Consider the following 12810-nt stretch of genomic DNA (forward strand, 5'->3'; position numbering starts at 1 on the left):
CGTCGCTAATTATAATTAATTATATGGGGATTGTCATAAAAAAGGTCAGATTTTATAAAAAAACTTTTTGGGGGTGCCGAAAAAATGGGGGTGTCAACTTAGTGACAATTTGAATAGTTATATTTACCAGCGTGAATTCACTAGAACGTGTATTTGTTGCCCTGGGGTCCAATTTGCCCAATCGTTCCGCTCACCTGAGTGAGGGGCGCGATATGCTCCGCAAGGTGTCTAAGGGTGGCTGGAAAGAAAGCCCGATTTATGAAACTCCGCCGGTTGGTCCGGAGGGGCAGGGTCCCTACCTGAATCAGGTTGTCTCGTTCTGGTATTCGGGAACGTCGGAACGTTTGCTGAATTATCTGAAAGGTTCAGAGTTCATTTTGGGACGTAAGTACCGTGGGCACTGGAATTCCAGGGAAATTGACCTTGACTTGCTCTACTTTGGAAACGAGGTGAGCCGGGGAATTCCTACATTGCCTCACCCGCAGATTGTTAACCGCCAGTTCGTGTTGGTTCCCTTGAATGATATTGCCCCGGAGTGGGTGGATCCCCAGATGGATTCCAAGGTTTCTGACCTTCTGACGAGACTTCTCCTGAAAGAGGAGAAAATTCCTTTCCGCGTAGTCACCTCGGAGGAAGCGTAATATGCTAGTAGAAAAAGGTGTGCATTTCCTGGCCATCGAAGGCGTTATCGGTGTGGGAAAGTCTACTCTCGCGAAGATTATTTCGGAGAGGTGGAATGCCATGTTCATCGAGGAAAATTTTGCCGAAAACCCGTTTTTGGAAAAGTTCTACCAGAACAAGTCGGCTTACGCCTTCCAGACACAATTGTTCTTCTTGCTGGAACGTCACAAGCAATTGCAGAATAGCGCCATGCAGAGCGACATGTTCCATGAACTGCGGGTCAGTGACTACACTTACGAAAAGGATCCGATTTTTGCTGCGCAGAATTTGACGGATAGCGAGTTTACCATGTACGAACAGGTGGCCATGGCCTTGAATAGGGACATTCCCCGCCCTGACCTGGTGGTCTACCTGCAGGCCAGCGTACCTACCTTGCTAAACCGAATTAAGGGTCGTGGTCGCCCCATGGAAAAGACCATCGAGGGGTCATACCTCCAGTCCCTGATGGACCGGTATGATCAGTTCTTTTGGAATTATCCCTATGCTCCGGTGTTGATCATCAATACCGACAATATCGATTTTGTACATAACGAATCCCACCTACAGCTGGTGCTGAATGCTATCGCAGAATGCCCCAGGCAAACGACTTATTTTGTTCCAGAAGGTAAATAATGCAAGTCATCACTTCAATCGATGTTCTACGTAAAACCCTGAAGCCGTTGGCTCAGCAGGGCAAGACTATTGGTCTTGTGCCCACCATGGGCGCTCTGCACGACGGTCACGGAGCCTTGATCAAGGCTTCGGTCAAGGATTGCGACGTAACGGTTGTCAGTGTATTTTTGAATCCCATCCAGTTTGGCAAGAACGAGGACTTGGACAAGTATCCCAAGCGTCTCGAAGCTGACGCCAAGCTGGCCGAATCTATCGGTGCCGACTATGTGTTCGCACCCTCCGTTGCAGAAATGTATCCGGATGGCGATCCTTTGACCATGGTCCGCGACGAAACTTTGGAAAGCATGTATTGCGGTGCCTACCGTCCGGGCCATTTCCGTGGCGTGCTCACCGTGGTTTCCAAGCTGTTCCTGATTTCCGGTGCCCATCACGCCTACTTTGGCGAAAAGGATTATCAGCAGGTGTTCCTGATTGAACGCATGGTGAAGGATCTGAACTTCGATATCCAGATTCACCGTGTGAAAATTGTCCGTGAAGAATCCGGCTTGGCTCTTTCTAGCCGTAACGAATACCTGAGCGAAGAAGAAAAGGCTCGCGCACTGGGTATTAGCGGTGGCTTGAAGCAGGCTAAGGACGCTTTCGATGCTGGTGAACGTAGCGTTGCTAAGCTTCGTGACTTTGTCCTGAAGTCCATCTTGGCCGCTCGCGGTACCGTGCAGTTCGTAGAAGTGGTGAACCAGAAGACTCTGCAGAAGTTCTCTGCAGGAATGCTGGCTCCCGAAGATAAGGTTGTCATCCTGGTTGCTGCCTTCTTCGGCAAGACCCGCCTCATTGATAATATTGAATTGAATTAGTCAGGAATCCGGCTGCGCCGGTAACTCAAACTTTCAAAAAAAAGACCTCGGTTTTAACCGGGGTCTTTTTATGCATAATGGGAATGCACTAAGCCTAGACGTTTACTTCTCTGTTGCTGTAAATACGCCGTCCCATTCTTCGCCTTCGGTGACAGGGGGGTGCTGCTTGTAGGCAATGCAACGTTCGATGTACACGTGGGAGGGGGTGGTCTTGCTTCCCGGGTCGCGGTCTGGGTGGTGGGGCTCCAGTTCTAGACACATATTGAACATCTGCAGGGCGGTGTCCCATTTCATGGCTAGGTAATATTGGCGGGCTTCTTCCCAGAGCTTTACCAATTGCTGCAGTTGGCTTTCGTTTTCGCAACCGACGTGTTCCAGCAGTTCGAAAGTCTTTACAGGCTGACTCTTACCCACAACGCGGATTGTATCCAGCGAACGGTAGATGAATCTGGACTTGTCCAGCTGCTGTTCGGTATCTTCGCTGATTTGAATGTAGGCTCCGTACTGCTTGGCTGCACTTTCTAGACGGGCGGCCAGGTTCACGGCGTCACCCATCATGGTGTAGTTCTTACGCATGGTAGAACCCATATTGCCGGTAACGATGTCGCCGGAATTGATACCGATTCTCATGTGCATGTCATGGACGATCTTTGGCCACTTGTTTCCTTCGCTGGCCCATTTCTTACGGAGCATCTTCAGTTTGCGCTGCATGTCCACGGCTGTATCGCAGGCGCTCTGGGCGTGGTTTTCTAGAGGCATGGGCGCTCCGAAGAATGCGATAATGGCGTCACCTTCATACTTGTCCAGAGTGCCTTCGTTCTGAAGGAGCGTGTCGGTCATGGCGGTCAGGTATTCGTTCAGCAAATCAACTAGTTTTCGCGGGTCGCCAATCTTTTCGGAGAAGGTGGAGAAGCTGGCGATGTCGGTAAAGTAGGCGGTAATGTTAGACTTTTCACCACCGAGGGTGGGCATAATTTCGTTGTTCACCATGGCGTCGATCAGTGCCGGAGAGATGTACTGCTTGAACGCATCGTTGATGAATCGTTTTTCCTTGTTTTCGAAATAGAACTGCACCACCAGCGTGGTAATGTTGATGAGCAGCATGGTCGATAGAGGTCTCGATACACCGATGTAAAGCCCGTGGTCAAAGAAATTGTAGGCGACGTAGGTGTAGATAATCATTGACAGCAAGGAAATCGGCACAGAAATGTTGCTCTTGAAGCAAAGGCCGATTAACAGGCTGAATACGGCAAGAAGCAAGACGATAATCTGCTGCTTGTGTTCGCTGAGGGTAGTGACGTAGTCCCCATCCAGAATGTTCTTGATGATGGTGGCATGGATCAGCACGGCGGGATAGTTTTCTTCGTGGGGGCCGGACACAAAGTCGAATAGGGCCGCCGCGGCAGAACCCAGGATGAAAATTTTTCCCTGGTAAAGTGAGGGGTCGACACGGCCGTTGGATACGTCATAATAGGAAAGGTGCTGGAAGGTCCTCTGGCCCACTGTTGTTTTGTAATGGCCTTTGTAGTTGACCTGGTAACGGCCGAATTTGTCGATTGGAACTCGCTTGACGGGGCCGAAACGCATTTCTTCGCCGGGGGCGAGGTTCTTGATGGCCAGATTTTCTGTAAGCTTGATGTCGCGGATGACTTCGTCGGACAGGATTAGCTGATTGGATTTCCACTTTTTGGTAGACCTGTCATATCGGATGTCCATATCCATGGAAAGGTGAATGGACCTGTTTGCGGGAATCCGCTGAATGGAGTCCTGGAAGTACTGGATTGTCTTGACGATGTATCGGTTGATGATAATGTCGTCGCCTTCTTCGGGGTCGTTTAAAATGAATCGATTTCCGGAATTGTCTTCGTCGTCAAAACTCAGGGTCATGCCGTAGTTCAGGTTTACGGGGGCGTCTTCCTTGACCATGGCCAAGGTTTCTTCTGAGATGTTCAGCAGTTCCTGGGAAAGTCTTTCGTTCAGGTACTGGCCCTCAAAAATTTCGAAGGTCAGCTGGCCCTGGCTATCCTTGCGGGCCACAATCTTGGACGAAATGTCGATAAAGTCCTTGGCAGCCTTTTTCTGGAAATCTGCATCGGCTAGGGCGCTGTGCAACGCCAGGAACATGGGGTAGCTGAAGTTGGGGTAGGTGGTGTGGTATATACCTGCAGAATCGCGGTAGATGCCAAAGGGCTTGCCTAGGTCGATGTATTGCCCCATCTTGATCTGGACGTTTTCGGGTTTTTGACCGAATAGATGGAGGATGGTCATCAGCGACATGGTGGAGTAAACCATGCTGGTGTCGTCGGGATAGAGTTCCGGACTGGGGAAGCGGTACAGCATGGAGACTCGGCGAACAACGCCATCAAGGTCCGGATAGGCGTTCACGGATCCTAGCTTGGTTCCTGCCTGTGCCAGTTCCGGGAAAATATTGTCTAGCAGTTCCTTGGGTTCTACCTGGTCAATTTTGTCAATCTGGTCGTTGCGGAATACCGAACTATATCCAACTTCGTCGGCACGTTCCTTGGAACTGAGGGGGCGCCACTGGGATTCGTGCTTGTAGGATTTGGCGTCATCGAACATGTCGCATACGATGGAGTTGCCGCCAGCCTTGATGGCTGCGACCAGCATGGAATCGTAGTTGAAGAAAGCCCTGATGCTAGGCTTTAGTGAATCCCAGTTGCTTTTGGGGCTAATGTTTGATAGGAGGGTGTTTACCTGTCCTGCCTTCTTGGATCCAAAGTCTGCACTTTTTAGCAAGATATCAAAGCCGATGGCCGAAGCGCCGCCTTCGTTCAGGTGGCGGACCACGTTGGCGTGGATGGAACGGTCCCATTCGTTATAAGGGCCAAGCTTTGCCAGGGAGGGTTCGTCGATATCTACGATGATGATGTTGGGGTCAGAATTGTTTTCCAGGGAAATCTTGTCGTCTACCTGTTCATCTTCTTCGTCCTTGGTATTTGTAACGCCCTTGAAGAATAAATCGTAAAAAATATTTTCAAGGGATTCTGCACCGTTGCGGGTCATGCCCGTAATGTCGTTCTGGGTGCTTCCGAAAATAAGAATGATAAAAACAAAGAAGGCCGATATCAAAAGGCCCGAGGCGACCTTCTTGATTCTCTTGGAAATCTTGATTTGTTTTTGTTCGTTCCTTGAATTTTTCTCTTCCATAGAAATAAAGATAATAAGATGGAAAGGATTGACACTTTTGTGTCATGAAAAGTGAGTATATTTTAGCGGTAAAATTTGCGGAGGCATTTTTGGCTACACAAAGAAAAACTTCTGGCTCTAAGAGGGGTTCCAAGGGGAATAAAAAGGGAAAGTCTAGTTCGACTAATCCGGTCGATGATGGTCAGGGCTTTGGCCTAGTTCTTGGCGGTTGGTTTCTTTTTGCCATAGGCGTTCTGCTTCTTTTGGGTTGCGTAAGTTCTGTCTATAGCGGAACACACGGTAACTGGTTGGGCCCTTATCTAGGCAAGATGATTCCGGATGGGGTGACTTTGCTGTTTGGCAAGGTCTCTGTGCTTTTCTTTACGGTGTCCCTGATTCTGTGGGGGCTTGGTCTTGCCTTTTCGGGAATTCGGGGCCGTTTGATTCGCTATGGACTTGGCCTGACATTGATTTCCCTGGATCTGTCGTTCCTGCTTGCTCTTAAAAACTATGGCCTTGCCCAGGTTTCCGAAGACGTGCTCGCCTTGAGTGGAGGCATACTTGGACAATTTTTTACCCAGAATATCGCCATTCCGGTTTTTGGTGCTGAGTCCTGCATTGCGCCCTTGATTATTCTGGCTGTAACGTTCTTGCTGATCCTTGTGCTTTCTTTTGGACTTCGCCCGAGGCATTTTTATTTCATTGTGCAGGGTACGAAATGGATCCAGAATACTTTCAGGAAAAAGGAACCGCTGGAAGGTGAGGTGGTGGATGCGTCAGGTACCCAGAGCAACATTTCCATGAAAAGGTCGAGGGGCGCTGATTTGGACCGCGCCGTAGATGCCGGGGTTTTGCCCAAGGGCGCCTATATGGACGACAACACGGTTATGCTGCAACCCGATGAATTTAAGATTCGCAGGAAGGGGAAGGTTGTTCCCTTTAGCGGCCGCAACAACTGGCTGGGAACGATGGATGGCGTGGCTCCCGTGCCCGCAACGCCCACCCAGGAAAATCCTGTTGTTCGTAATCCGGTGGAAATTGCTCCGGAACCTCTGCCAGAACCGACCATGAATGTGGCTGGTGAATACAATATGGACGAAGATCCTGAAATTCGCCGACTTGAGGAATATCTGCGTGTCAATGGACGCAATATGAACGCCCTTGAAATCGTAGAGGTGAAGGACCGTATTGCCGCTCTGCGCAGGGCCCGCGAAGTGATTGCCTGGGAAAAGGAACATCGCGGCCGCATGCAGGTAAAGGGTGATGTCCGTCGTGAAGACGGAAAGCCTTCCATGGCTACAGAAGCTATTGTGGATGTTCCTGTTGCTGATCCCGAACCGACAAGAGTGGCGGGCGTTGCTGCCGAAGCGGATGATGCTGCTGAAAAAACTTTGACTCCGTCTTTTGATCCGGAATCGCTGCTTGGTGGTGATGGTGGACGTGATGAAACCTGTGCCCCTGTAGTTTATGGTGCTGACGATGGCGCCGAAGACGATGGCGAGGGCTTTGTTGCGTCTGAAGACTCCTTGGGTGGAACATTGAACGGTTGTAAGGCAGCCCCTATTCCGCAGCCGGATCCCACAGAAGTTTATGACGAATATAAGGTTCCTTCCATTGGCGATATTCTTAATGATCATGAGGCTCAGACTGCGGATTATACCGAAGAAGAGTTGAATGCCATTGGTAAGATGCTGGAAGAAAAACTGGAAAACTTCAAGGTGAAGGGACATGTTATCGGTTGCGAAACGGGCCCCATGATCACTCGTTTTGAAGTGGAACCTGGGCCGGGTGTAAAGGTAAGCCGCTTTACTGCGTTGCAGGAAGATTTGGCCATGCCCCTGCGAGTGACTTCTGTTCGTATTCTCGCTCCCATCCCCGGTAAGGCTGCAGTGGGTATTGAAATTCCCAATCGCAAGTTCCAGACTGTTTTCAGTAAGGATGTTTTTGAAAGCGAAAAATTCAAGCCGTCCCCCGAAAAGATTTTGGTGGCCTTGGGTAAGGATATTACTGGCGAGGCCTTTACCATGGATTTGGCCAAGGCTCCTCATTTGCTGATTGCCGGTCAGACCGGTTCCGGTAAGTCTGTTTGCATTAACGCCCTTATGGCCAGTATGCTCTTCAGTAAGACTCCCGACGAACTCCGCATGATTCTTGTGGACCCGAAGGCGGTGGAATTGAAGATGTACGAAAGCATTCCCCATTTGCTGGCTCCGGTGATTACCAAGCCCGAAATCGCCATTCAGGCATTGCAGTGGCTGTGCTATGAAATGGACCGTCGCACCGAAGTTCTTGCGACAGCCAAGGTTCGTAACATTGGCGGCTTCAATGCCAAGTACGAAGCGGGTGAGCTGCCCGATGATATTCCTGAACAGGACAAGGGTCATCGTATGCCGTTCATTGTCGTTATTATCGATGAAATGGCAGACCTTATGATGGTGGCTGGTAAGGAAATCGAAAAGTCTGTAGCCCGTTTGGCTGCAAAGGCCCGTGCCGTGGGTATCCACCTGGTGCTCGCAACCCAGCGTCCTTCCGTGAAGGTGATTACGGGTATTATCAAGGCGAACTTGCCTACCCGAATTAGCTTTAAGGTGGCATCCCAGATTGACGCCCGTACCGTAATGGATCACGCCGGCGCCGAAAAACTTCTGGGCCGCGGTGATATGCTGTTTAAAGCTGTGAATGATCCGGATCCCGTTCGCGTTCATGGCGCCTTCCTGAGTGACGAGGAAGCCGAAAAGCTGGCGGATGCCTGCTCTAACCAGAATGTGTTCTTCCCGCAGGTGGAATCCTTTGACGTTTCTGAAGGCGTCGATGGAGACGATGATGGGGAAGGCGGCAAGCAACTTGGCAAACTTGACCCGTTGCTCTTTGACGTTGCATGCTGGGCTATTGAAGTGAGCGGTCTTTCCACTTCTGCGGTGCAGCGACACTTTAGTGTTGGCTACAGCCGTGCCGGTAAAATTGTAGATCAGCTTTATGGCCTTGGCGTTTGCGGCCCCAGCAAGGGAAACTCCAAACCCCGTGCGATGCTGGTCGGTATGGACGAACTAATGCAAATGGAACGCTCAGGAACCTTTAGATAAATAGTTACAAAGTACGATTTATGAATTACGAGAAGACAAATGGCGAGCTTTGCTCGCAAAATAAGAGGGCGGCAAAGCCGCGAAAAAAAATCTCGTAATTCGTAACTCATAATTCATACCTCGAACCTCATACCTCGAACCTCATACCTCGAACCTCAAACCTCATAATTATGCGTGAATATGCTCCTTCAAAAATCAATTTGTTTCTGGATGTCATCCGCAAACGCGAAGATGGCTACCATGATCTAGGTACCATTTTTCAGACTGTCGATGCCGGCGATACATTGAACGCCGAACTTCGCAACGATGGCGAGATTGTCCTGACCTACAACAAGCCTCAGGAATATCCGGTTCAGTCCGACTTGGTATTCAAGGCTGCCGTCGCTCTTAAAGCCTATGCGGTGGAACAGGCCGAAACCTCTGCAAAGGCTGCCGCAGAATCCCTGGGCGCCGACCTTTATCTAGAAAAGGTGATGCCCCTTGGGGCTGGCCTTGGCGGTGGTAGTGCCGATGCGGCTGCGGCCCTTCGTGTGCTGAATCGCCTGTGGAATCTGAACTATGCAGCCGAAGTTCTTGAAGGAATCGGTGCAAAACTTGGTGCCGATGTGCCTTTCCTGGTTCGGGGTGGAACCGCCTTTGCCGAAGGCATTGGTGAAAAGTTGACTTTTATCGACCCGCTGCAACTTTCCGAAGGGGAGTACCTGTTGATCTGCACGCCCCTGGATGCTGTCCCTACCAAGGATGCTTACGCCGGGGTGGCAAAGTCTGGTCCGGCTCGTTGGGATTCTTACAAGGCCGAATTCCAGTCTGCCGCTGACGATAAGACTCTCGTCTCCCGTCTTTCCTCTTTCATCTCGTTCAACGCATTTGAAGGATCCGTGTTCCCTCTGCATCCCCTGGTTGCCGAAATGAAGGCTGAATTTAGCCGTCTGGGGGCCAAAACGACACTCATGTCTGGTTCCGGAGCCTCTGTTTTTGGCGTTTTTGCCTCAAAGGAACTGGCTGAAACCGCTGCGGGCGCCATGAAATCCATCTCTAGATATCAAAAAGTGACTCGCTTTTGGGTGCCGACCCTTTAAAAAGTTGTCATTAATACTATATTTGCGCCACCATTGGGATATCGTCAAGTGGTAAGACAACGGATTTTGATTCCGTTATTCGCTGGTTCGAGTCCAGCTATCCCAATGTTTTTTTTAATCATAAACTCGAATGGAGTAAATTATGGAACTCACTAAGCTCGTAGCAACCTCGAGAGTACAGGGCAAGAGCGCTGATAGCAAGCGTCTCCGCAAGGCCGGTCAGATTCCGGCTGTCTATTATGGTAAGGGTCAGGAAGCAGTGAATGTTAGCGTTAGCGCTATCGACGTTCGCAAGGTCCTCGCCCCGGGTAAGCGTTATACGCTTCTCGACCTCGTCATTGATGGCAAGGAAGGCAACGCCGCTGTAGTTTACAACTATCAGAAGGATCCTCTGACTCAGGAAATCATCCACATCGACTTCCTGAAGATCGACGAAACCACCAAGGTTAAGGTTCGCGTTCCCGTTAAGCTGAACGGCCTTCCGGTTGGTGTTAAGACCCAGGGTGGTACCTTTGCTCAGCAGAATCGCTACATCCAGCTGGCTGCTGTTCCCACCAAGATCCCCACTCTGATCGAAATGGATATCTCCAACTATCCGGCTCCCACTACCTTCTACGCCAAGGATCTTCCGCTGACTGAAGGTGTGGAACTGGCTTGCACTCCGCGCGTCGTGATTTTCAACATCACCGCTAAGCGTGGCGCAAAGACTGAAGAAGCTCAGGGCTAATCCCTAGTTTCTACGGTTCTTTACCGAGATTAAAGACGCTCAAGTGAACTTCGGTTCCTTGGGCGTTTTTTTGTAATCAGGTGAAAACTTCCTGGCCTTATTTTTATATTTGAGTCGGATATAAAAAGTCTGACTTTTAAGAAAGGAGAATGAAATGAAAAAGTTTTTTGCTGTTCTGGCTACTGTAGCCTCTGCACTTATGATCTGTGCCTGCGCAAGCAGCGAATCCAAGCCTGATTATGATTCTACCCGTGCTAACGCTCAGTCTGCATATCAGGAATTGGATAACGACGCTGAATAATTATGAAGCAAATCCTGCTTTTGCCGCTGGCCCTGTGGCTTGTCTCCTGTTCCCTTTCGTCTGACGCAAAGACTTCTGCCTCGGATGTTTCCGCGGTCCGAAATTCCGCAAATGTCGCCTACTCCGATTTAGGTCAGACGTCGGGGCAGCCTTCGGCCCAAACTGCGAATCCGTCTGTAAATCCGTCTGCGAATCCGTCTGCAGATCAGGGGCAGGCCGCAATAAACGCACAGTCATCTGGAACGTGCCCTGATGACACGGACCTTCGTGGCGAGGGAATTGATGCCGATTACAATCAGGCTGTGGTTTTGGCTCAGAAGGCCATTGCCGCCCAGATCCAGTCGACAGTATCTGCCGCAACTCACACCAAGGTGTCTTCTACTGAAGATGCTGATGGTCACGAAATCATCAAGTCCAGTTTTGATATGGAGACCAAGGTCCTGGCTCATCTTGAAAATGCCCAGGATGCCAAGGTTGTCTTGAAGCAGCCGCACAATGGTAAGGTGAAGGTCGTTGCCTGCATGTCCCGAAACGATGCCATGAAACCCTTCCGCTTCAAGGCCGGCGTTTTTCAGGATTCCCTCCACTTGTATGCCAAGACTTATGAGGGTGCATCGCATCCCCTTCAGAAAAACAAGACTTACAAGTTGGGCCGTCAGGTGTATATCCGTTATGTAGCCAATCGGGAAATCCTCCGTAGTTTCGGGATGGTTGACGAAGCATCCTCTGCTGCCACCGATGCCGATTACGCCTACATGCACAATGATTTTTCCCAATTCCTTTCCACCTATGCCATGTACTTTGAGGCTCCCGAGAACGATGTGGAACGTTCCATTTTCTCGGTGGTTTCGCAGAACTTTAGCGTGGTCAGTGGACTGTGCAAGGGCGGCCTTGTCCTGAAGGCTGGCGTTCTTGACCAGAATTGTAAGGAAGGTAGCTTGGGTATCAAGTGCTCTGCGACTTTGACCCTTACCGGTTCTTCTTGTGAAGGTGAACGTTATTTTGAACTGCATGCCAGTGCTGCCGGTACCGGCAAGTACGATGAAGCCGAGGCCATGGATCGCCTGAACAAGAATATCGGCAAGGCTGAATGGTTTGCGGATTGGCGTCGCGAACTGAACCGCTGGAGAATGAAGTGAAATTAAAAAAATCATTGATTTTAGCTTTGTGCATCGTGTCTTTGGCTTTTGCCAAGTTCGCTCCCCAGCCCTCTGCGAATCCCTCTGCCAAATATGCCCCAGACGATGAATATGTGGAAGAGCCTGATGTACCGCCATCGGTAAGGCTGAAGATTCCTTCGGCCATTGCAGATTCCTTGCCCTGGTTTGCTGTACGCGAAGTGAGTGTCGCCAATACTTCTTTTACCAAGATGCACCTGACTAAGCTCGCCCAGAATAACGACCGTGTGGCCCTGGTCTACTTTGCCACCTGGTGTATTCCCTGCCGCGTGGGAGTCAAAAATCTGGCCGCCGCCGAAGCCCTGTTGACCCAGAACAAGACCGAAGTTGTTCTTGTGAATATCGGTGAAACTGATGAAAAGGCTATTGCACGTTGGGTCGAAAAGTTGGGTGCTAGTCGATTTAAGGTCGTTGTGGACCCCTTCAAACGTATGACCGAGAATTTCGGCATCACCCGTTCCGGTGAAGAGATGTCTTTGCCCAAGACACTGGTGGTGGATTCCAAGGTCAAACCGGTGAAACTCATTGGCAAGGAAGGCGGCGACTGGCCCCAGGCCCTTTGGACAAAGTAAATTAAAAGTTTGAGGTTAACATGTATCTGATTGTCGGTCTCGGAAATCCTGGAACTCAGTATTCTAACACCCACCACAATGCCGGTTTTATGGCTGTCGAAAAATTGGCTACTTCCGGTGACTGGAAATCTGAACACAAGGCACTGACCCAGAAGGTGGTTGTCGGTGGGCAGGAATGTCTGCTGGCCAAACCTCAGACCTATATGAATTTGTCTGGCGAGTCCGTTCAGGCTCTTATGACTTGGTATAAAATCAAGCCGGAACAGCTACTTGTTTTTAGTGATGATATTAATCTCGATGTGGGTCGCATCCGTTGCCGTGCCAACGGCAGTCATGGCGGTCAGAATGGCCTTCGTAATATCATCGAGAAAATTGGTGACAAGTTCCCCCGCATCCGCTTTGGTGTGGGTAAGTGCCCTCCCAAGTTTGACCTTTCCAACTGGGTCTTGGCGAAGTTCCCGCCCGAAGACCGCCCCGCTTTCGACGAGGCTCTCGAAAAAGTAAAACCTCTGGTGGAATGCTACTTCAAGTTCGGCATTGAAAAGTGCATGGAACGCTATAACGGCAAGTAATTCC

General features: G+C 50.2%; 11 protein-coding genes and 1 tRNA gene. 11 read left to right on the forward strand and 1 reads right to left on the reverse strand.

What is annotated here, in order from left to right; all coding sequences use genetic code 11:
• Positions 1-131: 131 nt before the first annotated feature.
• From folK to panC, 3 genes are read left to right on the forward strand one after another with little or no spacing between them, the layout of a single operon-like run.
• Complete coding sequence (folK, locus tag BUB38_RS05325; protein ID WP_073158128.1) at positions 132-641, forward strand: 2-amino-4-hydroxy-6-hydroxymethyldihydropteridine diphosphokinase; 510 nt, start codon at positions 132-134, stop codon at positions 639-641.
• Position 642: 1 nt separating this feature from the next.
• A complete protein-coding gene (locus tag BUB38_RS05330) occupies positions 643-1293 on the forward strand; it encodes a deoxynucleoside kinase (RefSeq protein ID WP_073158131.1) in 651 nt (216 codons plus the stop codon).
• Positions 1293-2147 (forward strand): pantoate--beta-alanine ligase, encoded by an 855-nt coding sequence (panC, locus tag BUB38_RS05335; protein ID WP_073158134.1) that lies wholly within the window; start codon positions 1293-1295, stop codon positions 2145-2147. Before BUB38_RS05330 ends, panC begins: the two co-directional genes overlap by 1 nt.
• Positions 2148-2249: 102 nt before the next feature.
• Here the strand turns inward: panC and BUB38_RS05340 are convergent, their stop codons facing one another.
• Positions 2250-5315 (reverse strand): adenylate/guanylate cyclase domain-containing protein, encoded by a 3066-nt coding sequence (locus BUB38_RS05340; protein WP_073158137.1) that lies wholly within the window; start codon positions 5313-5315, stop codon positions 2250-2252.
• An 89-nt stretch (positions 5316-5404) separates the two neighbouring features.
• On the opposite strand from BUB38_RS05340, the gene BUB38_RS05345 reads away from it, so the two are divergent.
• The 8 genes from BUB38_RS05345 (at position 5405) to pth (ending at position 12806) form a co-directional block, all read left to right on the forward strand.
• Entirely contained in the window at positions 5405-8377 is a 2973-nt protein-coding gene (locus BUB38_RS05345) for a DNA translocase FtsK (RefSeq protein WP_073158139.1), read from the forward strand.
• A 170-nt stretch (positions 8378-8547) separates the two neighbouring features.
• Entirely contained in the window at positions 8548-9456 is a 909-nt protein-coding gene (gene ispE / locus BUB38_RS05350) for a 4-(cytidine 5'-diphospho)-2-C-methyl-D-erythritol kinase (protein ID WP_073158142.1), read from the forward strand.
• 34 nt (positions 9457-9490) lie between these two features.
• A tRNA-Gln gene (locus BUB38_RS05355) sits at positions 9491-9562 on the forward strand.
• A 36-nt stretch (positions 9563-9598) separates the two neighbouring features.
• Positions 9599-10183 carry a 50S ribosomal protein L25 gene (locus BUB38_RS05360; protein ID WP_073158145.1) on the forward strand — a complete coding sequence of 195 codons (585 nt, stop codon included), beginning with the start codon at positions 9599-9601 and terminating at the stop codon, positions 10181-10183.
• 154 nt (positions 10184-10337) lie between these two features.
• Positions 10338-10484, forward strand: a complete 147-nt coding sequence (locus BUB38_RS16270; RefSeq protein WP_158236659.1) for a hypothetical protein — start codon at positions 10338-10340, stop codon at positions 10482-10484.
• 2 nt (positions 10485-10486) lie between these two features.
• Positions 10487-11623 carry a hypothetical protein gene (locus tag BUB38_RS05365; RefSeq protein WP_073158148.1) on the forward strand — a complete coding sequence of 379 codons (1137 nt, stop codon included), beginning with the start codon at positions 10487-10489 and terminating at the stop codon, positions 11621-11623.
• Positions 11620-12234, forward strand: coding sequence for a TlpA disulfide reductase family protein (locus BUB38_RS05370; RefSeq protein WP_175547646.1), 615 nt, complete (start codon positions 11620-11622; stop codon positions 12232-12234). The genes BUB38_RS05365 and BUB38_RS05370 overlap by 4 nt, the downstream gene beginning before the upstream one ends.
• A gap of 20 nt (positions 12235-12254) precedes the next feature.
• Positions 12255-12806 carry an aminoacyl-tRNA hydrolase gene (gene pth, locus BUB38_RS05375; RefSeq protein WP_073158154.1) on the forward strand — a complete coding sequence of 184 codons (552 nt, stop codon included), beginning with the start codon at positions 12255-12257 and terminating at the stop codon, positions 12804-12806.
• Positions 12807-12810: the final 4 nt, after the last annotated feature.

It is taken from the genome of Fibrobacter sp. UWH5, from assembly GCF_900142505.1.
GTDB lineage: Bacteria > Fibrobacterota > Fibrobacteria > Fibrobacterales > Fibrobacteraceae > Fibrobacter.

What these genes read in the sequence shown, in the direction of transcription:
- panC (WP_073158134.1), top strand. Translation starts at nt 1,293, where the DNA reads ATGCAAGTCATCACTTCAATCGATGTTCTACGTAAAACCCTGAAGCCG.
- pth (WP_073158154.1), top strand. Translation starts at nt 12,255, where the DNA reads ATGTATCTGATTGTCGGTCTCGGAAATCCTGGAACTCAGTATTCTAAC.
- BUB38_RS05360 (WP_073158145.1), top strand. Translation starts at nt 9,599, where the DNA reads ATGGAACTCACTAAGCTCGTAGCAACCTCGAGAGTACAGGGCAAGAGC.
- BUB38_RS05330 (WP_073158131.1), top strand. Translation starts at nt 643, where the DNA reads ATGCTAGTAGAAAAAGGTGTGCATTTCCTGGCCATCGAAGGCGTTATC.
- BUB38_RS05365 (WP_073158148.1), top strand. Translation starts at nt 10,487, where the DNA reads ATGAAGCAAATCCTGCTTTTGCCGCTGGCCCTGTGGCTTGTCTCCTGT.
- BUB38_RS16270 (WP_158236659.1), top strand. Translation starts at nt 10,338, where the DNA reads ATGAAAAAGTTTTTTGCTGTTCTGGCTACTGTAGCCTCTGCACTTATG.
- BUB38_RS05340 (WP_073158137.1), bottom strand. Translation starts at nt 5,315, where the DNA reads ATGGAAGAGAAAAATTCAAGGAACGAACAAAAACAAATCAAGATTTCC.
- ispE (WP_073158142.1), top strand. Translation starts at nt 8,548, where the DNA reads ATGCGTGAATATGCTCCTTCAAAAATCAATTTGTTTCTGGATGTCATC.